Origin of the sequence: Streptomyces sp. NPDC019531 (assembly GCF_044903305.1) — a bacterium.
Taxonomy (GTDB): Bacteria; Actinomycetota; Actinomycetes; order Streptomycetales; family Streptomycetaceae; genus Streptomyces.
On the sequence record NZ_JBJDQL010000027.1, the window covers coordinates 46,681 to 68,759 of the forward strand.

At 69.9% G+C, this 22,079-nt stretch carries 24 protein-coding genes and 1 pseudogene; 11 read left to right on the plus strand and 14 right to left on the minus strand.

Features of this window, described 5'->3' with window-relative positions; all coding sequences use genetic code 11:
- Window positions 1-42 precede the first annotated feature (42 nt).
- Complete coding sequence (locus ACI2L1_RS27660) at window positions 43-450, plus strand: hypothetical protein (protein WP_404742081.1); 408 nt, start codon at window positions 43-45, stop codon at window positions 448-450.
- On the opposite strand, the gene ACI2L1_RS27665 is transcribed toward ACI2L1_RS27660, so the two are convergent.
- The 3 genes from ACI2L1_RS27665 to ACI2L1_RS27675 all read right to left on the minus strand — a co-directional run bounded on the left by ACI2L1_RS27665 (window position 438) and on the right by ACI2L1_RS27675 (window position 3,855).
- Window positions 438-2,516: a tetratricopeptide repeat protein gene (locus ACI2L1_RS27665; protein ID WP_404742082.1), complete on the minus strand. Its 2,079-nt coding sequence runs from the start codon at window positions 2,514-2,516 to the stop codon at window positions 438-440. The genes ACI2L1_RS27660 and ACI2L1_RS27665 overlap by 13 nt on opposite strands.
- A gap of 406 nt (window positions 2,517-2,922) precedes the next feature.
- The gene (locus tag ACI2L1_RS27670; protein WP_404742083.1) at window positions 2,923-3,339 is read right to left on the minus strand and encodes an SsgA family sporulation/cell division regulator; all 417 of its coding nucleotides are present in this window, start codon (window positions 3,337-3,339) and stop codon (window positions 2,923-2,925) included.
- A gap of 126 nt (window positions 3,340-3,465) precedes the next feature.
- Entirely contained in the window at window positions 3,466-3,855 is a 390-nt protein-coding gene (locus ACI2L1_RS27675; protein WP_404742084.1) for a hypothetical protein, read from the minus strand.
- Window positions 3,856-4,180: 325 nt separating this feature from the next.
- On the opposite strand from ACI2L1_RS27675, the gene ACI2L1_RS27680 reads away from it, so the two are divergent.
- Window positions 4,181-4,555: a hypothetical protein gene (locus tag ACI2L1_RS27680; RefSeq protein WP_404742085.1), complete on the plus strand. Its 375-nt coding sequence runs from the start codon at window positions 4,181-4,183 to the stop codon at window positions 4,553-4,555.
- 18 nt (window positions 4,556-4,573) lie between these two features.
- Window positions 4,574-5,017, plus strand: a complete 444-nt coding sequence (locus ACI2L1_RS27685; protein ID WP_404742086.1) for an ankyrin repeat domain-containing protein — start codon at window positions 4,574-4,576, stop codon at window positions 5,015-5,017.
- Between the two features lie 117 nt (window positions 5,018-5,134).
- Here the strand turns inward: ACI2L1_RS27685 and ACI2L1_RS27690 are convergent, their stop codons facing one another.
- The 3 genes from ACI2L1_RS27690 to ACI2L1_RS27700 form a co-directional block, all read right to left on the minus strand.
- A complete protein-coding gene (locus ACI2L1_RS27690) occupies window positions 5,135-5,794 on the minus strand; it encodes a DUF5063 domain-containing protein (protein WP_404742087.1) in 660 nt (219 codons plus the stop codon).
- A complete protein-coding gene (gene recR / locus ACI2L1_RS27695) occupies window positions 5,787-6,386 on the minus strand; it encodes a recombination mediator RecR (protein WP_404742088.1) in 600 nt (199 codons plus the stop codon). Before recR ends, ACI2L1_RS27690 begins: the two co-directional genes overlap by 8 nt.
- Before the next feature lie 98 nt (window positions 6,387-6,484).
- Window positions 6,485-6,826 carry a YbaB/EbfC family nucleoid-associated protein gene (locus tag ACI2L1_RS27700; protein WP_404742089.1) on the minus strand — a complete coding sequence of 114 codons (342 nt, stop codon included), beginning with the start codon at window positions 6,824-6,826 and terminating at the stop codon, window positions 6,485-6,487.
- A 240-nt stretch (window positions 6,827-7,066) separates the two neighbouring features.
- On the opposite strand from ACI2L1_RS27700, the gene ACI2L1_RS27705 reads away from it, so the two are divergent.
- Window positions 7,067-7,792, plus strand: a complete 726-nt coding sequence (locus tag ACI2L1_RS27705; RefSeq protein ID WP_404742090.1) for an SLATT domain-containing protein — start codon at window positions 7,067-7,069, stop codon at window positions 7,790-7,792.
- A 76-nt stretch (window positions 7,793-7,868) separates the two neighbouring features.
- Here the strand turns inward: ACI2L1_RS27705 and ACI2L1_RS27710 are convergent.
- The 4 genes and pseudogenes from ACI2L1_RS27710 to ACI2L1_RS27725 form a co-directional block, all read right to left on the minus strand.
- A pseudogene (locus tag ACI2L1_RS27710) lies at window positions 7,869-9,462 on the minus strand (substrate-binding domain-containing protein).
- 124 nt (window positions 9,463-9,586) lie between these two features.
- On the minus strand, window positions 9,587-9,847 hold the full coding sequence (locus tag ACI2L1_RS27715; RefSeq protein ID WP_404742091.1) for a hypothetical protein: 261 nt from the start codon (window positions 9,845-9,847) through the stop codon (window positions 9,587-9,589).
- A 46-nt stretch (window positions 9,848-9,893) separates the two neighbouring features.
- A complete protein-coding gene (locus ACI2L1_RS27720) occupies window positions 9,894-10,352 on the minus strand; it encodes a MarR family winged helix-turn-helix transcriptional regulator (protein WP_404742092.1) in 459 nt (152 codons plus the stop codon).
- Complete coding sequence (locus tag ACI2L1_RS27725) at window positions 10,349-10,954, minus strand: type 1 glutamine amidotransferase family protein (protein WP_404742093.1); 606 nt, start codon at window positions 10,952-10,954, stop codon at window positions 10,349-10,351. Before ACI2L1_RS27725 ends, ACI2L1_RS27720 begins: the two co-directional genes overlap by 4 nt.
- A 129-nt stretch (window positions 10,955-11,083) precedes the next feature.
- Between ACI2L1_RS27725 and ACI2L1_RS27730 the strand changes: the two genes are divergently transcribed.
- The 3 genes from ACI2L1_RS27730 to ACI2L1_RS27740 all read left to right on the plus strand — a co-directional run bounded on the left by ACI2L1_RS27730 (window position 11,084) and on the right by ACI2L1_RS27740 (window position 14,014).
- Window positions 11,084-12,439 (plus strand): aspartate aminotransferase family protein, encoded by a 1,356-nt coding sequence (locus ACI2L1_RS27730; RefSeq protein WP_404742094.1) that lies wholly within the window; start codon window positions 11,084-11,086, stop codon window positions 12,437-12,439.
- 92 nt (window positions 12,440-12,531) lie between these two features.
- The gene (locus ACI2L1_RS27735; RefSeq protein ID WP_404742095.1) at window positions 12,532-13,233 is read left to right on the plus strand and encodes a GntR family transcriptional regulator; all 702 of its coding nucleotides are present in this window, start codon (window positions 12,532-12,534) and stop codon (window positions 13,231-13,233) included.
- Between the two features lie 130 nt (window positions 13,234-13,363).
- Complete coding sequence (locus ACI2L1_RS27740) at window positions 13,364-14,014, plus strand: hypothetical protein (protein WP_404742096.1); 651 nt, start codon at window positions 13,364-13,366, stop codon at window positions 14,012-14,014.
- A gap of 42 nt (window positions 14,015-14,056) precedes the next feature.
- Here the strand turns inward: ACI2L1_RS27740 and ACI2L1_RS27745 are convergent, their stop codons facing one another.
- Entirely contained in the window at window positions 14,057-14,350 is a 294-nt protein-coding gene (locus tag ACI2L1_RS27745) for a hypothetical protein (RefSeq protein WP_404742097.1), read from the minus strand.
- Window positions 14,351-14,521: 171 nt separating this feature from the next.
- Here ACI2L1_RS27745 and ACI2L1_RS27750 point away from each other — a divergent pair, with 171 nt between their 5' ends.
- Window positions 14,522-15,376, plus strand: coding sequence for an NAD(P)H-binding protein (locus ACI2L1_RS27750; RefSeq protein WP_404742098.1), 855 nt, complete (start codon window positions 14,522-14,524; stop codon window positions 15,374-15,376).
- A 108-nt stretch (window positions 15,377-15,484) separates the two neighbouring features.
- Window positions 15,485-15,772: an SCO4225 family membrane protein gene (locus ACI2L1_RS27755; protein WP_404742099.1), complete on the plus strand. Its 288-nt coding sequence runs from the start codon at window positions 15,485-15,487 to the stop codon at window positions 15,770-15,772.
- A 268-nt stretch (window positions 15,773-16,040) separates the two neighbouring features.
- Here the strand turns inward: ACI2L1_RS27755 and ACI2L1_RS27760 are convergent, their stop codons facing one another.
- Both ACI2L1_RS27760 and ACI2L1_RS27765 read right to left on the minus strand, forming a co-directional pair.
- Window positions 16,041-17,384: a HupE/UreJ family protein gene (locus tag ACI2L1_RS27760; protein WP_404742100.1), complete on the minus strand. Its 1,344-nt coding sequence runs from the start codon at window positions 17,382-17,384 to the stop codon at window positions 16,041-16,043.
- Window positions 17,381-18,658 (minus strand): DUF3500 domain-containing protein, encoded by a 1,278-nt coding sequence (locus tag ACI2L1_RS27765; RefSeq protein ID WP_404742101.1) that lies wholly within the window; start codon window positions 18,656-18,658, stop codon window positions 17,381-17,383. The genes ACI2L1_RS27760 and ACI2L1_RS27765 overlap by 4 nt, the downstream gene beginning before the upstream one ends.
- Window positions 18,659-18,899: 241 nt before the next feature.
- Between ACI2L1_RS27765 and ACI2L1_RS27770 the strand changes: the two genes are divergently transcribed.
- A complete protein-coding gene (locus ACI2L1_RS27770) occupies window positions 18,900-19,715 on the plus strand; it encodes a hypothetical protein (RefSeq protein WP_404742102.1) in 816 nt (271 codons plus the stop codon).
- Between the two features lie 9 nt (window positions 19,716-19,724).
- On the opposite strand, the gene ACI2L1_RS27775 is transcribed toward ACI2L1_RS27770, so the two are convergent.
- Complete coding sequence (locus tag ACI2L1_RS27775; RefSeq protein WP_404742103.1) at window positions 19,725-21,008, minus strand: adenylosuccinate synthase; 1,284 nt, start codon at window positions 21,006-21,008, stop codon at window positions 19,725-19,727.
- Window positions 21,009-21,196: 188 nt separating this feature from the next.
- Between ACI2L1_RS27775 and ACI2L1_RS27780 the strand changes: the two genes are divergently transcribed.
- Window positions 21,197-22,057, plus strand: coding sequence for a diacylglycerol kinase (locus ACI2L1_RS27780; protein ID WP_404742104.1), 861 nt, complete (start codon window positions 21,197-21,199; stop codon window positions 22,055-22,057).
- The last annotated feature ends 22 nt before the right edge of the window (window positions 22,058-22,079 follow it).

Genomic DNA, 22,079 nt, shown 5'->3' on the forward strand with positions numbered 1-22,079 from the left:
CACCTCAGTCACTACCGAGCGTAGCCTCGTGAACGCCACCGTGTGACCATGACGAACGCAATCGACCCCCTTGAGTGGGTCCCCGCCTCCGGTCACCAGCTCCGTCTCGCCGGCGTGCACTTCGATGCCGTGCGGATCGAGGGGGTGCGCGGCGAGCTGGCCGCAGCCCGGCTCATCGAGGCCGCCGACGGGGACGCGGGGCCCGTCGTGTGCGAGGTGACCGGGTTCCGGTGGATGTACTTCCTGCTGGCGCCGGGCGAAGTACGCAAGCACAACTGGCCACTTGGCGTGCAACGCTTCGGGGAGCGAGGCTCACGTGCCGTGACGTACATCGGGATCCCGGCACTGGACGGGAACACCTGGCCGCTGCGCTGGTACAGCGAGCCTTCGGCCGGGGCGCCGTTTGTGGATGCCAGAGCGCTGCTCGCGGTGGTGGATCAGTCGGGCTGAGAGCCCGGGAGCAGCACGTCGGCAAGGGTCTTGCGCATGAAGCCGACCGCCGGCGTTGTCGCGAAGCCACGTTCCCAGTCTGTGAGCAGAAGCTCAGCCAGGGTTCGGGCGCGATCGGCCTCACCGAACTCGTGCAGTAGCTGAACCTGCAGGGTCCGGTAGAACATCGTGGTCATGCTCAAAGCCCCGTGGGACTGTGTAGCGGACGCGATGCCCTGTTCGACCGCCGCCAACGCATCGTCGGCTTCCCCGAATTCGGCCCTGAGCCGTAGCAGCCCCAGGAAGAGAGCCACCATCTTGTCGCTCATCGGCCCGTGGACACTCGCTGCGATCTGATCTTGGCGTCGCACCAGTTCCCCGACCGCGTCCGGGCCGTACCGAAGGGGATCCGAGCCGGCCAAATGTGCCAGGAGCGCGGCCAGGGTGACACCGGCATCCCGTGCCGCGGGGTGATCGGCTCCCAGCACCCGGTCGGCCCGTCGCGCGTTCTTGCGCGCAAGGCGCAGCACGACCGCGACATCGTCGCATCGCAGCATGTCATAGGAGAGTTGAGCGCGGATCATGAACGTCTGAGGATCTCTCCGACCGAACACCCGGGCCGTTGTGGACCAGTCCTGTCTGAGCAACACCACAGCATCGTCTTCCTCTTCCGCGGCGATCAACGCCTGGGCAAGGCACCTGCGCGCACGGAGGGTGACCACGTGGCGCCGCCCGCAGACCCGCTCCGCGGCCTCCACCGCCCGCCTGGCTCCGTCGGTTGCCTGACCGTCATCGATCCCGATGTGCAAGTTGGCGAAGTGGACGAGCAGCAGTATCGACTCGGGTGTCTGCGGCCTTGGACCGATGTGGCCGCACAGTGATTCCACGTGTCCGAACCAGCCGTTGTGGAGGGTGCTCTCGAAGTCCTCCGCCACCCTGTTCAGGAGGGCGGCAGCGCTCTCTCGTGCGGCCGCCACCAACTCCGGTGTCCGGTACGGGTTCCCTGGATCACCGGTCCGCGCCGCCGCCTGGACCAGGCGGTGTACCGAGACGGTGTCGTCGTGCAGAGTGACCATGCTGTGGGCGGCCAGGAGCCGAAGCGCTTCTGTCAACTCCGGGGGGCTGCCGAGAGGCTCAAGGTACGAGCGGTGAATACCGTCCGGCGCCCACCAGGCGATCACACGCAGAACCTCCGCCGCGAGCGGCTTGCCCGCCAGCCGGTCGAGCGTGACCTGCCAGATGCGTGCGATGGTACGCCCGCCCTCCGGGGCGAACGTGAGCAACTGCTCGGGATGGGCCGTCAGCAGCTCCAGGTAGCGTCGTGGTGCAATCCTCGCCTCCCTGCAGTAGGCGCCTGCCTGCCCCACTGCCAGAGGCAGACACCCCAACTCGCGGCACAACTCCTCGGCCCCGTCGGCAGAACCCCGGTACGTGCGGTCAAACAGTTCGACCGCCTGCGGAAGTTCGAGCACCCCCAGGGGCAGCCCGGTGGCCACACCCTGCCATCCGGTGCCCTTTCGGCTCGTGATGAGGAACCGGCCGCCCCTCGCCCGTTCCAGCAACGGCTTCACGTCCGTCGGATCCGTCACGTTGTCCAGCACCAACAGCCAGCCGTCGTTGGCACACAGCCACCCCACGGCGAGGTCACGCAACGCCCTTCGTGACAGCCCTTCGCCCAGAGCCGGCTGGAGTGCCACCGTGAGTTCGGCGAGCCCCGCGTCCAAGTCGGCCGCCGTCTCCGCCGTGATCCACCAGACGGGGTTGTAAGCGTCTGCCTGCACCGATGCCCAGCGGGCGGCGAGCGTCGACTTTCCGATGCCACCGAGACCGTGCACCGCCTGTACGACGACCCCGCCCGCGTCTTCGAACGCCTCGTCCAGCCGTGCCAGTTCGTGTCCGCGCCCTACGAACAGGCCAGCCCGTTCAGGCAGGTTGCTCATGTTCGGCGGAGCCTGCGGGGGAATGGCAAGCGCCTCCGGCGGAAGGGTCAGGAACTTCGTGTAGTGCACGTCCCCGGTGAACGCACGGCCGATGGATCCACCCGCCGCGATCGACCGCTCCCCCGACGCCTCCGCCGACCCTCTCACGCGTCCCCCGTCGACACCGAGCCGATGCTCCCGACCACAGCCACCGACCTCGCACCACTCGCCGACACAGCGGCAGTCGTCGGTACCAGGAACGCGTACAACGTCGCCGCCAGCCCGATCAACCCCGCCGCAGGTGAGGCACAGAGGCCGACTCCCTTCCACGCCAACGCCTTTGAGCTGCTCGCCATACGACCATCATGGACGAACCCGAACCCAAGGGGTCAGGAAAGCCGTACCCATGCCACCCTCGCCGCCCTCAATCTGCGCGACCCACGTCGGAGAGAGATCCGCCACATCGGCCGCTTCGGGTCAGGCAGCGGCCCTCCCGCACTTCGCGCAGCTGGTGACCCAGCGAGTACGCCTGAAGGGCTGACCGCGGCACCGGTCCGAAAGCCGCCGTGGGGATTCACACCCGCCTCCCGAACAGCGCGACCAGCCCGTGGTCCAGTTCCGCGCCCACGGTCTCCTCGCCCGCGGCGACGACCGTGTAGGTACGGGCCAGGAAGCGGGTCAGGTCGGCGGAGGTGAACCTGAGGACGGCGATGCCCTGCGGGGCGTGAAACTCGACGTGGGTGTGGGCCGAACCAGCCGGGCGGATACGGACGTTGCCAATCCCGGCGGACCCGCGCAGGCCCTCACCGAGCAGCACCCGCGCGAAGGTCCACGTCGTGACCTCGCCCTCGACCGTGACGTGCGGCGGGAAGTCGATATGCACGGCCAGCGGGTCGGCGGAGGTGTAGCGGAGGGTCGCGGGGATCGCGATCTCCTGGTCCGTGGCCGTGATCAGGCGGGAGCCTGTGGGCTGCTGGAGGGTGACATGCATGAGGGGCTCCAAGTCGGCGGGGCACGGGCCGGGTGTGGCCGTTGTGCAGAGAGACCGCGAAAGAAGCCCGTGCATTACGCCATAACGGAGGTCTTCTCATATGACGCCCGTCACACCAGATGCTGTCTAGTTCCCCGTCGACGCGGAGCCGATGTCACCGCCCGCCGCGATCGCTCCCTTGCCCGAGGCGTTGACGCCCCCAGTGGGCAAGGTAGGGGCTGCTGGTGTTGTGGGCGGCACCGGTAGCGGCGTGGTCCCGCCCGTAGACGCCGTACCGATGTTGCCGCCCGCCGCGATCGAACCGTCGCCGGGAGCACTGACCGCGGCCGGTGGTGTGGACGAGCCTCCGAACTGGCCGATCAGCGCGAGTGCCAAGCCGACGAGAGCCACGATCCCGCCCGTCACGCTCGCCACCTGATCGGCCTTGCCCAGATCGACGAAGGCAACCACGACAAGGGTGGCGGCGCCGACCCCGCACAGACCGACTCCCGTCCACATCAAGGGTTTTGACGTCATGCCGGGCATTGTGACGGATACGGGGTGGCGAGCGGGAACAGTCTGCCCAAATCGGTGCGTGAGGAGGAACTCAGTCGCTGGGGTCGGGCTCGATCGCACCCGGGAGGGCGCCCGGCGGCGGGACGAAGGAGGCCAGAGATTCCCGCATGAAACCCAAACCCTGCATCAGTCTGTCAAGGGCCTCGGAGTCTCCAGCAGCCCTACGGATGGCCATCCTGACGAACCAGTCGAGTGTCGCGAGACCTTGCTGTACGTTCTTGCTCGCCATAGCCAGAGCCAGCAGGGTCACACGCGCGAAGAGTGTCGTGGAGTCGTCCTCGCCCAGATGGCGTTCGGCATCCTCCGCGGCCTGTTCGGCGATGGGCAGGGCGTGGTCGAAAGACTCCAAGTGCATGTGTACCTGCGCGAGCTCTACTCGTGCCCTGATGGTTACCTGCGCAGACGCGGGATCAAAGCAACCATTCCGGTCCCGGCGGACCGGGTCCTCAACCGCCACAAGCTCGGTTCCCGGGGCGGCCGGCCTCCGAAGTTCGACAAGACCGACTACCGCGAGCGGCATGCCGTCGAGTGCGGCATAAACCGCCTCAAGCGCCACCGGGCCGTGGTCACGCGATACGACCAGCTCCCCGTCCGCTACGAGGCCACTGTGCTGGTCGCAATGATCAACGAATGGATACGAGTGGTTCTGGCGTACCCATGATCGCTAGCCTCACCGGTTATGAAGCAGCGGCAGCAGAAGAAACTCTCCCACCGCCTTTTCGAGGCAATCCTGGCAGGCGACGCCGGGAGCGCGAAGACCCTGCTGCGCAGTGGAGCCAGCCCAGAGCCAAGGAACACCGACGGCACCACTCCCCTCTACCTGGCATCGGTGCAAGGAGAGGCCGAGCTGGCCCGCTTGCTCATGGAGGCAGGGGCTTCCCCTGACACTGAAAGCAGCGGCCCCGGCTCGGAGGGCACACCGCTGTGCGCAGCTGCTTGCTGGGGACACACTGCAGCGGTCCGGGAACTGTTGGCGCATGGCGCCGATCCCAACCTCCGCGAAGACCACGGCGCAGGCTGGTCCCCGCTGGACTGGGCGGACAATGGCCCCCACCTTGACACTGCCGAAATCCTCAGGGCAGCAGGAGCGCACCCAACAACGAAAGCTCACCCAGCTCCTTAGCCAGCATGATCTCACTGCTCACTTTCGCGACACGCCCTAGCCGACCGCGGGGTGTGCCGCCTCGCGAGCGCGCGTGATGGATGGCCTGGGTACCACCTGGGTCTCGCGAACTCGGCGCTACTTGGACGACCGCAGACCCAGCGGAGCCGCGATCTCCTCCACCATCACCTTGCCCGCCTCGAACTCCAGCGTCTCGTCGCCCATCGCCTGGTCGGTGTCGAGGCCGTCCAGCTCCTCCAGGGGCTGGTTCAGGCGCACATGGGCGACCACCGACTGGAGGGCGCGCAGGGTCGCGGACGCCGTGGAGCCCCAGTTGGAGAAGTAGGAGAACTGCCACCACCACAGGGCCTCCGTGGTGCGCCCGGAGCGGTAGTGGGCCATGCCGTGGCGCAGATCCGCCATGACGTCGGCGAGGTCGTCGGAGATCCGGGCCGGCACGGGTGCCTTGCGGGGCTCGTAGGGGTCGAAGACCTCGGAGTAGACATCGACCGGCTCCAGGATGCGCGCGAGGTTCTCGCGGAGCTCGTCCACGTCGCCCTCCGGACCCAGGTCGGGTTCGTAGCGCTCGTCGGGGACGATGTCCTCGTGGGCGCCCAGGCGTCCGCCGGCCAGCAGGAGCTGGGAGACCTCCAGGAGCAGGAAGGGGACGGCCGAGTCCGGCTCGTCGCCCTTCGCCACCTCCGTGACGGCCACCAGGAAGCTCTCCACCTGGTCGGCGATCTGGACCACGAAGTCGTCGGGGTTCTGGGCGGTCGCGTGCAGTGTGGCGTCAGACATCTAGGAGTCGTCTCCCCTCGAAGGCGCGGCCGAGGGTCACCTCGTCCGCGTATTCCAGGTCGCCACCCACCGGGAGGCCGCTGGCCAGGCGGGTGACCTTGAGGCCCATGGGCTTGATCATGCGGGCGAGGTACGTCGCTGTGGCCTCGCCCTCCAGGTTCGGGTCGGTGGCCAGGATCAGCTCCGTGACCGTCCCGTCGGCCAACCGCGCGAGAAGTTCTCGTATACGCAGGTCGTCCGGACCGACACCCTCGATCGGGCTGATCGCGCCGCCGAGCACGTGGTACTTGCCACGGAACTCCCGGGTGCGCTCGATCGCGACGACGTCCTTCGGCTCCTCCACCACACAGATGACGGAGAGGTCGCGGCGGGTGTCGCGGCAGATGTTGCACAGCTCTTCCTGGGCGACATTGCCGCAGGTCGCGCAGAACCGGACCCTCGCCTTGACCTCCATCAGGCACTGCGCGAGACGCCGTACGTCCGTCGGCTCCGCCTGGAGGATGTGGAAGGCGATCCGCTGGGCGCTCTTGGGACCGACGCCGGGCAGCCGCCCCAGTTCGTCGATGAGGTCCTGGACCACGCCTTCGTACAACGGACTGCCGTCCTTCCTGAGGTTCCTTGCACTACGTACGCTAGTTGGCCGACGCCCGCTTTAGAAAGACACTCCCCGTCCCGGACGACCGGCCCGCCTCAGAAAGGCAGCCCGGGGATACCGCTGCCGCCGAGACCCTGGGCGAGCGGGCCGAGCTTCTGCTGCTGGAGGGCCTGGGCGTTCTCGTTGGCCGCCTGTACGGCCGCCACGACCAGGTCGGCGAGGGTGTCGGTGTCCTCCGGGTCCACCGCCTTCGGGTCGATCTTCAGCGCGCGCAGCTCGCCGGCGCCCGTGACGGTGGCCTTCACGAGACCGCCGCCGGCCTGGCCGTCGACCTCGGTCCTGGCGAGTTCCTCCTGCGCGTTCGCCAGGTCCTGCTGCATCTTCTGGGCCTGCTGGAGCAGCTGCTGCATATTGGGCTGGCCACCACCGGGGATCACGATCAGCTCCTGTGCTTTCCGCCTTGGACTTCCGTCTGTCCTGAGCCTACGTGTTCCAGGCAGCCGTCGCCCCGCCACTCTTTCGAGTGAGTCCGAGTAGAGGCCTATACCTGATCAAGACCTCCTTCCGAGCGGAAAAGAGACCAAAGGACCCCCTTCGCCACCCATTGGGCGGTAGGAAGGGTCCGGCACATCAGCATCAGGCGTCACGCAGGGTGACCGATCAGTAGGGAGCGCCGGGTGGGTCAGCCGGAGATGCAGCCCGAGGGCCCGCCCCAGGACGGGCGGGCCGATCTGGCGGGGCGGACATTTCCGCTCGGGGACTGGGGCGAGCCCGCCGTACGGCTGGACGAGCTGTACCGGTGGGTGGAGCGCGGGGCGCTGGAGACGGTGGCCTGGTATCTCACGGACCGGGTGTGGAAGCGGCGCGGTGCGCGGGCCCTGCGGGGCGGGGCCGCCGCTGGGGCGGTGACCGGGGCCCTGTTGCCGTTGCTGGACCTGACCGGGGTGGCGGATGCCGGCATCGCGCCCTGGGGTTATCTCGCGCTGCTGCTCGCGGCGGCCTGTGTGGCCGTCGACCGGTACTTCGGGGTGACCGCCGGCTGGATGCGGGACGTGGCCACCGCGCAGGCCGTGCAGCGGCGGCTCCAGGCGCTGCAGTTCGACTGGGCCTCGGAGAACGTACGGGAGGTGCTCGGTCCGACGGAGGGGACGGCCGCCGAGGCCACGGAGCGCTGCCTGGGAGTGCTGCGCCGCTTCTCGGAGGACGTGACCGAGCTGATCCGTGTCGAGACCGCCGGCTGGATCGTGGAGTTCCGGAACGGTCCGGCGCCGATGGGGATCCAGGGGGCGGTGACGTCCGGGGGACGGCAGGACGTGGGCGGCGCGCAGGGGCGGTTCCCGCTGCCGCCGGGGCCTCCGTCCCGGCCGAACATGCCCCGGCAGCGGCCGCCGGAGCCCAGGTGACGCTCCCGGCCCGAGCCGGGCGGCCCGGTCCCGGCGTCCACCGGGGTCAGTCGCACAGTCCCGCCGCCCACCGGGGTCAGTCGCACAGTCCCGCCGCCCGCTCGCACGGCAGATGCCCCTGCTCGCGGATCACGTCCTGGCTTGTGCCCTCGTCGAGGTAGGCGAGGAAGCCGGCGGCGAGGGAGCCGGGGGCCGGGGAGCGGTAGGTGTAGGCGTACTCGACGCCTCGGTAGGGGTACTGGTCGAGGTGGTCGGTCGAGGCCGCCTCGCCGTCCAGCGGCACCCGGCGTACGCCCTTGTGGCCGGTGGCCAGGGTGAGTTCGCTGTAGCCGAGGGCGCCGGGCTGGGCGGCGACCTTGTCCAGCACGTCTTCCGTGGAGGCGAGTTCGCAGCGGGTGACGGGGGCGCGAGCGGCGGCGGCCACCGCCTTGTCCGTCAGCGGGTCGCAGTCCAGCGATGTCGTGGGGGTCATCTCCCAGGCGCCCGCCAGGACCCGGTCCTGGAAGATCTGCCGGGTCCCCGAGTAGGCGTCCCGGCTGACCAGGACGACAGGCAGGTCGGGCAGACGCGGGAGGCCGGCGGCGCGGCCGGCGTTCAGCTCGCTCCAGCGTCGGACCTCGCCCCGGTAGAGGCGTTCCACCTCGGCCCGGGTCAGGCCGCGCGAGCCGAGGTCGATGCCGTCGTTGACGACGAGGGTGAAGACCGAGAGGGCGATCTTCTCGCCGTGCAGGCTCAGCCGGTCGCCCATCGCGCCGTCCGAGAAGGCGATCACCGACCGCGCGTCCTTCGCCGACCGGGCGCCGGTGGCGGCGAGCGCGGACACCCCGGCCTCGCTGCCGCGTGCCTCGACGGTGATGTCGGCGCCCTCGCAGTCCTTCTCGTACTCCGTCGCGAGGGTCTCGACGACCGGGGCAAGGGCGTGGAACCGGTCACCGTCAGGCGGCCCGTCTCGCAGCCGAGCGGGGGCGGGGTGTCGTCGCGGGCGACGACGATCGTGGCGAGGACGAGCACGGAGAGGGTGAGCAGCCCCGTGAAGATGCGTGCCGCCGGGCTGAAGACGGGCGGGATCTCGTCCGGGGTGGCGCTGCGGTTGGGGTGCACCTCGCCGTCCCGGATGCCGCCGATCATCCGGATCGGACGGCCGACATCGCCGCCGGACAGCAGCACCAGCAGCTTGTAGTGCTCGCCGCGGTTGAGCGGGACGCGGGGGATGCGCAGCCGGTTGTCCTCGTAGCCGAAGCCGCGGTCCGGGGTGAAGTGGTCCATCAGGTGGTCGGTGTCGATCGGCTGGGTGACCGAGACCCCGCGGACCGTGCGATCGCTGAACACCGCGGTCAGGCCGTGCCGTTCGGGGCCCGTGTAGTCGTCGCGGTCGATGCCCTGCGAGCCGTCGTTCTCGATGCGCAGCAGGACGAGGGTGGCGTCCGACATGTCCGGGGCCTCGTCGAAGAGCCCCAGTCTGACGTTGGCCCGGCCCAGCCGTACGTCGTCACCGATCGGGTTGTCCATCTGCACGCGGTACCCGATCCTCCCCCACTGCCTTAAGGGCGTGGGAGGTGCCCCCAGCGGCGCGGCACCCTGCGCTCGTACCAGACCATGACCCCGGACGCGACGATACCGAGGACGGCGGTGCCCACCGCCACGAAGTTCTCCGCGCTCAACCACTCCACTGTGGGTGCCCCCGCAACTCCCGCAGTTCGCTCGTACGACCACCGTACGGCCGTGCGAGTGAACCTGAAGGGGCGGTGGGACGAAGTTCTCCGGGCGTTCAACCGGCGTACGCGGGAGGGGACTTCAGGGTGAGACCGACACCGGGGGAACCGTCGGCGCCACGCTGGGTCCGTCGTCGTCCAGGACGGCGTGGAGCGTGCCGCCTGCGCCGATCGCCACCACCAGCGCGACGGCGACGAGGGCGGCGGTGACGGGCCGGCTGCGGTGGGCCGGCTCCCCTTCCTGCTCCGGCCCGTACGGCGTCATGTACGCGCCGGGCGAGGGGCGTTCCCGCGAGTGGCCCTGCTCGGGTTCGGCAGCGGCGTGTTCCTCCGGACCCTCCATCACAGGCCCTCCCCCGAGACCCACACCTGCACGACAACTCCAGTGTCTACGTCCGTCCACCACCCGTCGAGAGCTGGCCGAGAACCTTGGACAGCCGCTCCAGCATCCCGACGACCTCGGCGAGTTCGGCCTCCCCGAAGGCCTCCGCGAGCCGGTCGGCGAAGGCCGCGTGACCAGGGTCGATCCGGCGCACGGCGGCCAGTCCCCGCTCCGTCGGCGCGAGGAGCTTGGCACGGCGATGGGCGGGGTTGGGCCGGTACTCGGCCAGTCCCCGCTCCACCAGCAGATCGGCGATCCGCTGCACGCTCTGCCGGGTGATGCCCATCTCCCGAGCGATCCCGGAGACCGGCAACGGCTCCCCGAGCACCGCGCCGAGCACCTGCCACCAGGCGGCGGTGAGCTCGGCGGGCCCGGCCAACTCCTCGGCCACGCCCAGGAACTGCCCGTTGAGCCGGAACACCCCGAGCGCGCTGCGGCTGAGCAGCTCCTGCCGCTCCTGGCTCATTCCGCGGCCGCCTTCTGCAGTACCGCGTACGCCTCCGGGTCGGAGTCGTGGAACAGCCGGTACCAGGCGTCCAGCACCTCGCCGTCGTACACCCCGAGCAGCCGGAAGATCTCCCGGGCGAACGCGACGGGCTCGGTGGGCCCGGCGGTGATCAGCGGGCCGTCGGTCACGGCGTCCGCATCGACGTACCGCTCGCCGCCGCCGTATCCCGTGGCCGCGAGATAGAAGGACACGGCGCTGGTGTGCCGCCGCCCGTCGAGCAGCCCCTCCCGCGCGAGTCCCGCGGTGGCCCCGCAGATCGCGGCGACGGGCACCCCGGCGTCGAGGAACTCGCGCGCCTTGCGGGCGAAGGGGGCGAGGTCGTTCGTGGTGTCCCAGAGGTCGGCGCCCGGGAGGATCAGCAGGCAGCTCTCGGACGGCCGTACGTCGTCCAGGGCGCACGCGGGCTGCACCCGCAATCCCCCGACGGAGGTCACCGGCTCACCGGACGGACCGACCGTCCGGATCTCGTGGCCGGCGCGGGCGAGGTAGGCCGTGGCGTACCCCGTCTCCCAGTCGGCGTAGGTGTCGTAGACGGCGAGATGCACGGGTTTGGCATTCATGACAACACACTGCCATCTCGACAGCATGCTGTCAATTGCTGGGCGCTGGACAACCTGTCGTGGAAAGCCCCCGACCACAGACAGGATGCCGATACCGCTTCCGTATCGCGGACATTTACGTTCACTCGCATGACCCCTCAGCCGAACCCCGAGGCCGGCGCCGCCGTGAAGGCCGCGGACCGTGCTCATGTGTTCCACTCCTGGTCCGCACAGGAGCTCATCGACCCGCTCGCCGTCGCCGGTGCGGAGGGGGCGTACTTCTGGGACTACGACGGGAACCGCTATCTCGACTTCACCAGCGGGCTCGTCTACGCCAACATCGGCTACCAGCACCCGAAGGTCGTCGCCGCGATACAGGAGCAGGCCGCACGCCTGACCACCTTCGCGCCCGCTTTCGTCATCGAGGCGCGGTCCGAGGCGGCGCGGCTGATCGCCGAGCGGACGCCGGGGGATCTGGACAGGATCTTCTTCACCAACGGTGGGGCGGATGCTGTGGAGCATGCGGTGCGCATGGCTCGGCTGCACACCGGGCGGGCCAAGGTGCTGTCGGCGTACAGGTCGTATCACGGGGGTACGCAGCAGGCCGTCAACATCACCGGTGACCCCCGGCGCTGGGCCTCCGACAGCGCCTCCGCCGGGGTCGTGCACTTCTGGGCGCCCTTCCTGTACCGGTCCCGCTTCTACGCCGAGACCGAGGAGCAGGAGACCGCGCGGGCGCTGGAGCACCTGGAGACGACCATCGCCTTCGAGGGGCCCGCCACCGTCGCCGCGATCATCCTGGAGACGATCCCCGGGACCGCCGGGATCATGATCCCGCCGCCCGGCTATCTCGCCGGGGTCCGTGAGATCTGCGACAAATACGGGATCGTCTTCATCCTGGACGAGGTCATGGCCGGGTTCGGGCGGACCGGTGAGTGGTTCGCCGCCGACCTGTTCGACGTCACCCCCGACCTCATGACCTTCGCCAAGGGCGTCAACAGCGGGTACGTGCCGCTCGGCGGTGTCGCCATCTCCGGAGCCGTCGCGGAGACCTTCGGGAAGCGGCCGTACCCCGGCGGGCTCACCTACTCCGGGCATCCCCTCGCCTGCGCCGCCGCCGTCGCGACGATCAACGTCATGGCGGAGGAGGGCGTCGTCGACAACGCGAAGCACCTCGGTACGGCCGTCCTGGAGCCGGTTCTCCGGGAGCTCGCCGAGCGGCACCCCAGTGTCGGCGAGGTACGCGGCGTGGGCATGTTCTGGGCGCTTGAGCTCGTGCGGAACAAGGAGACCCGCGAGCCGCTGGTGCCCTACAACGCCGCCGGTGAGGCGAACACCCCGATGGCCGCGTTCGGGGCAGCCGCGAAGCAGCAGGGCATCTGGCCGTTCGTCAACATGAACCGGACGCACATCGTCCCTCCATGCAACGTCAGCGAGGCCGAACTCAAAGAAGGGCTGGCCGCGCTGGACACTGCGCTCTCCGTGGCGGACGAATACACGGAGTAAACCCCCCATGCCTTCGAACGCGTAAGGTGGCGTGCTCGTAGACATATGTACGAGCACACCATTTGCACACGCGCGAGGGAGGCGCCCCGACGATGCCCGGCAGCAGCGGCAACGGTGCCGTCACCCGCAGCACGCTGCGGCAGCAGATCGCGGACGCACTGCGCGACGAGGTACTGGCCGGGCGGCTGCAGCCGGGGCAGGAATTCACGGTCAAGGAGATCGCCGAGCAGTACGGCGTCTCCGCGACCCCGGTCCGCGAGGCCCTCGTCGACCTGTCCGCGCAGGGTCTCCTGGAGGCCGACCAGCACCGCGGCTTCCATGTGCACGAGTACTCGCTCGACGACTTCCGCGGCATGATCGAGGCCCGCAGCCTGGTCACGGACGGTATGTTCCAGGCGCTCGAAGCCGGCCACGGCGTCCTGCGGGAGCTGGACGAGCCCCGTACCGCCGCGGCCGTGGCGGGAGTACGGCGGCGCGGCGAGGAGGCCCGGCGGGCCGCCGCCGCGGGCGACCTGACCGTACTGATCGGCTACGACCTGCGTTTCTGGCGCGAACTGAGCATCCTGTTCGGCAACCCCTATCTCGCTGACTTCCTGCACCGGCTACGCGTGCAGACCTGGGTGTGCACGGTCCAGCACCTGCGCCGTCTCACCGATCTGCGCGGCAGCCTGTGGTCCGGGCACACCGAGATCGCCGACGCCTTGTACCAGCGCGACACCAAGACCGCCCGCGAGCTCCTCACCGCCTACAACGGCCACTATCTGACCCTCATCGAGGGCGTCACCGCCGACTGAGCGCTTCCGGCACGGGTAAGGGACCAGCACAACCTGTACCAGGGGCCCCGGCCCGGCACTTGAGCGACTACCCTGCCCTGACCACTGTGTGAAGACATCCGCGCACCGCGAGTATCCGAGGAGCTGTCCTTTGGCCTGTGACCTGTGGCTGGTGCCTCTCGTCGACGTGTTGTGCCACACCCCGGACAACCCGTTCGCCGAGGAACTCGCGCAATACAACAAGGTGCTCGCCGAGGCCGGGCTGCCGCCGGTGCCGGTGTACCAGTACATGCCGGGCCTGTCCGGCGAGGTCGCCCCGGTGGCCGGGTTCGACTACGACGCCCTGCACTTCCTGCGCCGCGCCTATCTGCTCCAGGTCTGCGGACTCCCGGTCACCCCGGTCGACGAACTCGGCGGTGACTACGAACAGTTGCTGGAGATGTTCGAGACGACGGCCCAGCAGTCCCACCTGGTCTGGCACTACGACCACGCGGGCGCGTACGTCCCCGTCGACTTCCCGCACCCGCTGGCCAACGACGAACTCCTCGCGGGCGGCGGCCCGTTGGGCTCCTCGCAGACCCTGCTGCGGGAACTGGAGTTCGTGGCCCCGGTGATCGGCATCGATCCGGCCAATCCCCCGGCGCCCCCGGAACCGCCGCGTGCGCCCACGGAACTGGAGGAGCCGGCCGGCCCCGCGCCGTACGACCCCAGCCCCTTCGCCCGCGAGCGCCATGTCTGGCTGGGGCTGCACGCGGCGGCGACCCGGAGCCTCGCCCAGGGCTCGATGATCATCTTCAGCTGAGGACAGCCGAGATCAGGTGACGGCAGCTGAAGGAAACCGGGGTCAACGCCCCAGCTGGGAGAGGCCTTTCTTGAGGTCCTCGCGGTTCATCACCGGGGTGTAGCTGACCTTGGCGCCCAGGTTCGTGAAGAACGGCTCACTGATCACGGGCATCTGTGAGCTGTCCTCCATCTCGAAGAACAGGAAGGCGGTGCGCTGACCGTTCTCGGTGGTGAAGTAGGCCGCTTCGGGCTTGGTCTGTTCCAGGGACGCCTCGATCAGCTTGGGCAGGGTGCCGTTGCCAATGGCCTCGTTCGCCTTCTCGGTGTCCATGGCCACTTTGAGCAGTACGCGCATCGCACTCACCTTCTCCGGATCGACACACACCGATGCACGTTCCCAGACTATTCCCATATGCGCCTTTTCTCCCGTCCTACTCCGGTGGGAGCAGCCGGACCGCCTCCCTGGGTGCGATGCCCGCCCCGGCCCTCGCACGCACCCTGGAGACATTCCCGAAGGGAGACGGCGATGATCCTGGTGACCGGAGCGACGGGCCATGTGGGCGGAGAGCTGGTACGGCGGCTCGCGGCGGCCGGAGAGCCGGTGCGTGCGATGACCCGGCGCCCGGCGGAAGCCCGGCTGCCCGCGGGTGCGCAGGCGGTGTACGGCGACGCGGCGGACCCGGCGAGCCTGGACGCGGCCTTCGCGGGCGCGGACGGGGTCTTCCTGATGTCGGCGCAGGCGGTGGGCACGGCCCCCGAGCCCACGCACGACCTCGCGCTCGCCGCGGCGGCGGCCCGGGCGGGGGTGCGGCGGGTCGTCAAGTTGTCGACCCTGGACGGCGGAACGGGCAGCGACCCGATCGCGCGCTGGCAGACCACGGCGGAGGCGGCGGTGACCGACCCGGCCCGCGGTTTCGTCTGGACCCTGCTGCGCCCGGGCCGTTTCATGTCCAACGCCCTTCGGTGGACGGGTCAGTTGCGGGCCGGCGACGAGGTGGCGATCCCCTTCGCGGACCGCCCGGCGGCGAGCGTCGACCCGGCCGACCTCGCGGAGATCGCGGCACTGGCCCTGCTGTCGACGGAGCAACACGCGGGTGTTGTCCATGAGTTGAGCGGCCCGCAGTCCCTCACGCCCACCCAGGAGCTGGCGGTCCTCGGCGAGATCCTGGGCCGCGACCTGCGGGTCCGCCCGGTGCCGACGGACGCGGCCCGCGCCGGCATGGCAGGCTACGGCTTCCCGTCGGAGGTGGTCGACGCGATCATGCGGCGCACGCTGGACGGCGACCGGGGCGCGGAGGTGCTGCCGACGGTCGAGAAGGTCCTGGGGCGCCCGGCACGGACGTTCACCCAGTGGGCGCGGGCGCACAGGGACGAGTACTGAGGCCGTAGGTACCTGCCGCGAAGAGGATGAGTACGGCTACTCAGGCGGCCGCCGGCGCTCTCACGGCATCGTGGTGACCACAGCCAGACAACCTCCTGGGAGCTCCCGATGAACCGCTCGCGCTACTTCCTCAACCCGCTGTCCCTCGGCTACCTGCTCGTCGTGGCCGCCGTCGTCGGCTGGGTCGGCGTGGACGCCCTGTTCGTCGAGCACGCGGACGCCAGCCTCGCCGGTGTCTGGGCGTTCCTGGTCACGGCCCCGGCGTCGCTGCTGTTCGTGATGCTGCCGGGCGGTCTGGCCTGGGCCGGGATCGTCGCCGGGGCCGCGGTGAACGCGGCGGTGCTCGGGGCGGCGTACCAGAGCGTCACCGGCCGCCGCCTGCGCCCCACGGTCTGAAGTCCCGCGCCCCGGTGGCCGCCCGGCACTCAACTGCCGGGCGGCCACCGGGGTTCTGCGTGCCACTTCCGTTCAGGACGCGCCGACGGTCGGGGCCGTCCGGGGGTGGCGGGCGGGGTCGGCTTGGTGCCGCACTTGAGCGCGGACTCCATCGCCGCGGCCGACACCGGCCCGTACGGCCATCGACCGTGAATACTCCGATGGACGACGGACGACGGACGACGGACGACGGACGATGGACGATGGACGTCCGGTACCGGTACCGCCGTCAGACCGCCAGGGCAGGGTCGGCCGGGGCCCGGCGGCGGGTGAACAGTGTCCAGGCTGTGGCGGTCACCGCGGTCACCGCGAGAGCGATCAGCAGCACCGTCGTGTGGGATCCGGCGCTGTCGGCGGCGCGGGCCACCGGGTTGGGCAGGCCCAGGCGGTCGACGAGCCAGCCGAGAGCGGCCGTGCCGGTAAGCACCGCGCCGGTGAGCCGCAGTACGGGCTGGACGCGCAGGCGGGCGAGGACCAGCAGCGACGGCAGGGCGAGGCAGACCAGCAGCAACTGGACCAGTTCGATGCCGAGGTTGAAGCCGAGGAGGCTGGTCACCAACTGGCCCGTGGTCAGCTGCATCTCGGCGAGCACGAAGGAGAACGCCATGCCGTGGCCGAGCCCGAACACCCCGGCCACCAGCGCCTCCTTGCCCGGGAAGAGGGGCTTGACGGCGTGGATCGCGCCGACCAGGATGCTGGCCGCGATGAACGCCTCGACCGGCCGGCCGGGGATGTCCAGGTGGCCCAGCGCGGTCGCGGCCAGCGCGACGGAGTGCCCGGCGGTGAAGGCCAGCGTGATCCGGCCGATGCGGGCCAGTGCTTTTCTGGGGCCCACCAGACCGTTCCAGCGCCCTCCGCTCGCCGCGAGGGGGGCGGGCAGCAGCAGAATGAGCAGGAACAGCAGATGGTCGGTGCCGGTGAGGATGTGGTCGCCGCCGAGTTTCAGCATGGCGACGAAGCCGCGCCAGGCGCTGCCCGCGCCGAGGTCGACCTTGAGCGCCGGGACCTTCATGGTCCGGGTGTCGATGCGGATCGTGCCGACCTGGGTGGCGCCCTCGCCGCCGACCTGACCGGCCGCCCAGTCCTGACGGACCGTCACCAGAACGGTGTGCGTGACCACTTGGTGGACGATGACGTCGTAGCCGAAGGTGAAGTGCCGTACGTCGGTGCCGGCCGGCGGGGTGAGCACGGCCCGGGCGACCAGCTCGCGGTACTCACCCGTGTCGGTCTGGGTGGCCCGGCTCAGGGTGGGGCGCCCGACGGTGACCTGCCAGGTCTGGCCGTCGGTGGCGGTCGGGAAGATGTGCGCGACCAGGTAGGCGCGGATCGGCCCGGTCCGGTCGCTCAGCGTCTTCTCGGACACGTCGATCCCGCTGGCCCGGGTGAACTCGTCGACGGGGATCTCCAGACGGGCGGAGACCGTGTGCTCGTACACGTCGAGCTGGACCACCGAGTGCGGCATCGGATGCGCGGCGGCCGGCGACGCCCCCAGGAGGAGCGTCGCCGGTATCGCGATCGCGATCCCGGCAACCCAGCGCAGCGCTGTGGTCAGCCAGTTTCGCGGTCCGGTCATGAGAAGGAGAACTCGCTGCCGTAGTCGCGGGTGTGGTCGCGGTACACGCTGTGGTAGTGGATCTTGTCGCGGTACACCACGCCGGTCTGGCAGATGAACTCGACCCACACGCTGGGACCGTCGATCCGGACGTAGTCGCCGTTGGTGTCCAGGCCGGTGCCGCCGGAGTAGCTGATGTAGGTGTTCTTCAGCTCCTTGGCGTACGTCTTCATCAGCTGCTTCGCGGTGGCGTCGTCCACGTCCGCGACCCAGGGGTGGATGGCCGCGAGGACCAGCTTCTGCTGCTTGGGGGAGAGCTCGCTGACCTTCAGGCCCTCCTTGGTCGCCGGGAACTCGCCGTCGGAGCCCGGGCCGAGGAGCACGTCACCGAAGGACTCGGACAGCTTGGCCGCGGCCAGCTGCTCGGTGGTCAGGCTGCCGGTCAGCTTGACCAGGCCGTCGCGGAACTCCGCCATCGGCTCGTACGTCGTGCCGTCGTCCGCGGTCCAGCTGGTGGGCTCGACGCCGGTGAAGAACGGGCTGGCCCCGGCGACCTTGCCGTTCTTGTACGTGATGTTCACGGCGAGGTGGTGGCCGCCGAAGTGCAGCTGCCAGGTGCCGGTGGCCGAGGGGGTGCCGAGGAACGCCATGAAGTAGATGCCGCTGCCGTACCCGCCACCGGCCGGGCCGCCGCCGGTGCCGCCGGAGGGCGGGGCGCCCGTCGGGACGCCGGTCGGGGCGTCGGTGGCCGTCGAGCTCGCGGTCGCGGACGGGTCCGCCGAGGCGGTGGCCGTGGGGGCGTCCGTCGGGGCGGCGGAGGAGGAGCCGGTGCTCTGCGCGGAGGCGAGCACGTCGTCGGCCTTGAGGGTCTGCATGACGTGCTCGTAGCCGGTGTCCTTGCCGGACCCCAGGGCCACCTTCAACACGTTCTCAAGGGCGCTGAGCTGGTCGTCGGACAGCGAGCCGGCCTGGATGCCGGGACGGCAGGAGGAGCCGCACGGCAGGTTCGACCAGGCGGTCGCGTTCGCCTGGGAGAAGTCCAGGACGGTCTCCGCCTGCTGGTCGGCGTCCAGCGTGTTGAGGAACGCGTTGGCGGCGCTGACCACGGCCCCGACGCCGGCCGCCTTCTTGTTGACCGGGTACTGGTGGGCCGAGGCCGACTTCTGCGCGCCCGAGGTCGTCGCGGCGTTCGCCGCCACGAATCCACCGCCGACGAGGACGACACCGGCGGCCACGCCGGCCACGCCTCGCCAGGTCCGCCGCTTACGCGCCTGACTGGTTCTTTCCCTACTCACGAACACTCCCTGAGGACGAAGGCTGGGATGGACGCGCGCGCTGCATGAGGAGGACTATCAGCAAAATCGTTGACAGCTCAATGCGCACGCGTCCGGGCCACGCCCCTTTTGGGAGGTGTGCGACGCATATTCAAGAAATAAGCATGGCTTGTTGACAGGTTTCGCTTATCGCGACTTCAGTTGGCGAAACTTCAACGTCTTCACGAGAAGACCGCTCAATTTCCTGGCATGATCCCTGATCATGAGAGGTTCCCGGGCGGCACGGTGGGCGACGACCGCCACGGTGCCGGTGCTCGCCCTGCTGTGGCTGGCCTTCGGGCCGGGCGTCCTGGAGAAGTCCGGCGTCGGCGTGACCGACGAGGTACCGGGCTCGAAGACCTTCGCCGGCGCGTGGACGAGCGTCCTGGACGAGGACAGCCCGCTGTTCACCGTCCGCCTCGACGTACTGCCCGGCGCCCGGACCGGCGAACGGGGTGCCACGGTCCTCTCGGCCACCCGGGACACGATCTGTTCGGGCAGCGCCACGGTGACATCGCGGTCCGCCGACACCCTGACGCTCGGCGGGTTCGACATGCGGCGCATCGGACCGGGCGTCACGCAGGGGACGTACGACTGCGGGCTGCCCGCCACGATGAAACTGGTGGCGGACGAGTCTAACGGCGGGATCCTGTGGGAGCCGAAGCCCCGCACCTCGGTACAGGTCGACCGCGCGGTGGCCGCCTCCGCCCAGGTGCCCGAGGTCTTCCTGGGCGACTGGTACGACGCCCGCGGCATCCTCCAGCTCACCGTCCGCCCCGGCGGCGCGGGCTCCCTCGCCGTGCACGCCGTCGACGAACGCGAGGGACGTCACTGCGTGTGGGAGGGCGCCCTGCTGGACGTCCTCCCGGCCACGATCGTCACGAGCGGAGCACATGTGGTCCGGGAGGAGTCCGACGAGGAGTGCCGGTCCGCGGGGGTGTCGTACCGCTACGACCTCCGCGGCGCCGGCGACTCGGCACGGCTCATCCAGCGCTCCGACGCGCGGTCCGGCGCGCTGGAGTTGCGGAGGAAGCCGTGAACGGCGGTCCTACAGGAACGAGTTGATCTCGATCGTCTCGTCCCGGCCCGGGCCCACGCCGATCGCGGAGATCGGGGCGCCGGACATCTCCTCCAGCGCCTTGACGTAGTCCTGGGCGTTCTTCGGGAGGTCGGCGAAGGTCTTGGCCTTCGTGATGTCCTCGCTCCAGCCGGGGAGGTTCTCGTAGACCGGCTTCGCGTGGTGGAAGTCGGTCTGGGAGTACGGGAGTTCCTCGACGCGCCTGCCGTCGATCTCGTAGGCCACACAGACCGGGATCTGCTCCCAGCCGGTGAGGACGTCGAGCTTGGTGAGGAAGAAGTCGGTGAGGCCGTTGACACGGGTCGCGTAGCGGGCGATCACCGCGTCGAACCAGCCGCAGCGACGGTCACGGCCGGTCGTCACACCCCGCTCACCACCGATGCGGCGCAGCGCCTCGCCGTCCTCGTCGAACAGCTCGGTCGGGAACGGGCCCGAGCCGACACGGGTGGTGTAGGCCTTGAGGATGCCGATGACCCGGCTGATCTTCGTCGGACCGACACCGGCGCCGGTGCAGGCACCGCCCGCGGTGGGGTTGGACGAGGTGACGAACGGATACGTGCCGTGGTCGATGTCCAGGAGCGTGCCCTGGCCGCCCTCGAACAGCACGACCTTGTCCTGCTCCAGGGCCTGGTTCAGGACCAGGACCGTGTCGGCGACGTACGGCTTCAGCCTGTCGGCGTAGCCCAGCAGTTCCTCGACGACCTGCTCCACCTCGATGGCGCGGCGGTTGAAGACCTTGGTCAGGAGCTGGTTCTTGCCGTCGAGGGCCGCCTCGACCTTCTGGGTCAGGATCGACTCGTCGTACAGGTCCTGGATCCGGATGCCGACGCGGTTGATCTTGTCCGCGTACGTCGGTCCGATGCCGCGCCCGGTTGTGCCGATCTTGCGCTTTCCGAGGAAGCGTTCCGTCACCTTGTCGACGGTGACGTTGTAGGGCGTGATGACGTGGGCGTTACCGCTGATCAGGAGCTTGGAGGTGTCGACGCCGCGGTCGTTCAGTCCGTTCAGCTCGGAGAACAGGACCGACGGATCGACGACGACACCGTTGCCGATGACCGGGGTGCACCCCGGAGACAGGATTCCGGAAGGGAGGAGGTGGAGGGCGTACTTCTGATCGCCCACGACTACCGTGTGGCCGGCGTTGTTGCCGCCCTGGTAGCGCACCACATAGTCCACCGAGCCACCGAGCAGGTCGGTCGCCTTTCCCTTGCCTTCGTCACCCCACTGAGCACCGAGCAGCACAAGTGCGGGCACGCGCGTACACCCCTTCCGGGCGGGGCATGTCCAAGGTCAGGGGTGTACGCGTACGGTATGCCGTCGCGTGCACCAACGGCCGTCGTCGGCCGCTGCCCGTCGGACCCGGATGCCCCGGAATAGACGAAGCCCCTGGCGCAATAGCGCAAGGGGCTCTTGCACAAAGATGCTACCCGAGGAAGCGAGGCATGGCCGAGGTGGCGACTTCCGCGACTTCCGATCAGCTGCTCGTGGTGATCGATCCGGTCGCCCGGCAGACGGACGGCGAGTCCGTACGGATCGTGAAAGACGTGCTCAGCGCGGGTGCGGCGACGAAGGTGTGTCTGCCGGAGGGGCCCGAGGAATTCGCCCGGGCACTGGCCCGGCGGGGCTCGCGGCGGCCGGTGGTGGTCGGTGACGACCGGGCGCTGATGCGGGCGGTGGTGCAGTTGCACCGGCAGCGGGAGCTGGCCGAATGTGTGCTGTCGGTGGTGCCGGTGGGCCCCGTCCTGGGCATCGCCCACGCGCTGGGGGTGCCGACGGGGGCGGTGGCTGCCGCGCGGGCCGTCCTGGACGGGGCCGAGCGGCGCCTCGACATGCTGGTGGACGACAGCGACGGGGTGGTGCTGGGCGCGCTGCGGATTCCGCCGCTCCGCGCGCACCAGGACCCGGTGGAGGCGGGCCGGCCCTGGCTGCGGACCTGCCAGTCCTTGGTACGGACCCTGGTGCCGGCCCGTCCCGCCCGGGACACCTCGCCTCCGGTCCCCCGCCCCTCCCGCCTGCGCATCGAGGTCGACGGCGTCACGCTGGTGGACCTGGACCAGCCCCTGGAGGCGGTCTCGGTGACCCCGGGCTCCGGCGCGGGCCTGGCCTCGGTGGAGATACGCCCGCTGTCGGTGGGCGCGGAGGCGTCCCCCCTGCTGGCCTCCGGCAGGACGGTGACCGTCACCGGCGCGGACTTCCGGTACCGCGCGGACACGGGGGTGGCGGGGCCGGTACGGAGGCGGACGTGGACGGTGCGGGAGGGGGCACTGCGACTCACGTTGCCGAGGGGTGGCCCCCGAGCGTGACCAGGGGAAGTGACCGGGCGCG

Excerpts from the sequence above, each read along its gene's own strand:
- ACI2L1_RS27670 (WP_404742083.1), bottom strand. The coding sequence starts at position 3,339 with ATGCATGTCACCCTCCAGCAGCCCACAGGCTCCCGCCTGATCACGGCC.
- ACI2L1_RS27675 (WP_404742084.1), bottom strand. The coding sequence starts at position 3,855 with ATGACGTCAAAACCCTTGATGTGGACGGGAGTCGGTCTGTGCGGGGTC.
- ACI2L1_RS27680 (WP_404742085.1), top strand. The coding sequence starts at position 4,181 with ATGGCGTTCGGCATCCTCCGCGGCCTGTTCGGCGATGGGCAGGGCGTG.
- ACI2L1_RS27685 (WP_404742086.1), top strand. The coding sequence starts at position 4,574 with ATGAAGCAGCGGCAGCAGAAGAAACTCTCCCACCGCCTTTTCGAGGCA.
- ACI2L1_RS27690 (WP_404742087.1), bottom strand. The coding sequence starts at position 5,794 with ATGTCTGACGCCACACTGCACGCGACCGCCCAGAACCCCGACGACTTC.
- ACI2L1_RS27715 (WP_404742091.1), bottom strand. The coding sequence starts at position 9,847 with ATGGAGGGTCCGGAGGAACACGCCGCTGCCGAACCCGAGCAGGGCCAC.
- ACI2L1_RS27720 (WP_404742092.1), bottom strand. The coding sequence starts at position 10,352 with ATGAGCCAGGAGCGGCAGGAGCTGCTCAGCCGCAGCGCGCTCGGGGTG.
- ACI2L1_RS27725 (WP_404742093.1), bottom strand. The coding sequence starts at position 10,954 with ATGAATGCCAAACCCGTGCATCTCGCCGTCTACGACACCTACGCCGAC.
- ACI2L1_RS27730 (WP_404742094.1), top strand. The coding sequence starts at position 11,084 with ATGACCCCTCAGCCGAACCCCGAGGCCGGCGCCGCCGTGAAGGCCGCG.
- ACI2L1_RS27735 (WP_404742095.1), top strand. The coding sequence starts at position 12,532 with ATGCCCGGCAGCAGCGGCAACGGTGCCGTCACCCGCAGCACGCTGCGG.
- ACI2L1_RS27745 (WP_404742097.1), bottom strand. The coding sequence starts at position 14,350 with ATGCGCGTACTGCTCAAAGTGGCCATGGACACCGAGAAGGCGAACGAG.
- ACI2L1_RS27750 (WP_404742098.1), top strand. The coding sequence starts at position 14,522 with ATGATCCTGGTGACCGGAGCGACGGGCCATGTGGGCGGAGAGCTGGTA.
- ACI2L1_RS27755 (WP_404742099.1), top strand. The coding sequence starts at position 15,485 with ATGAACCGCTCGCGCTACTTCCTCAACCCGCTGTCCCTCGGCTACCTG.
- ACI2L1_RS27760 (WP_404742100.1), bottom strand. The coding sequence starts at position 17,384 with ATGACCGGACCGCGAAACTGGCTGACCACAGCGCTGCGCTGGGTTGCC.
- ACI2L1_RS27770 (WP_404742102.1), top strand. The coding sequence starts at position 18,900 with ATGAGAGGTTCCCGGGCGGCACGGTGGGCGACGACCGCCACGGTGCCG.
- ACI2L1_RS27780 (WP_404742104.1), top strand. The coding sequence starts at position 21,197 with ATGGCCGAGGTGGCGACTTCCGCGACTTCCGATCAGCTGCTCGTGGTG.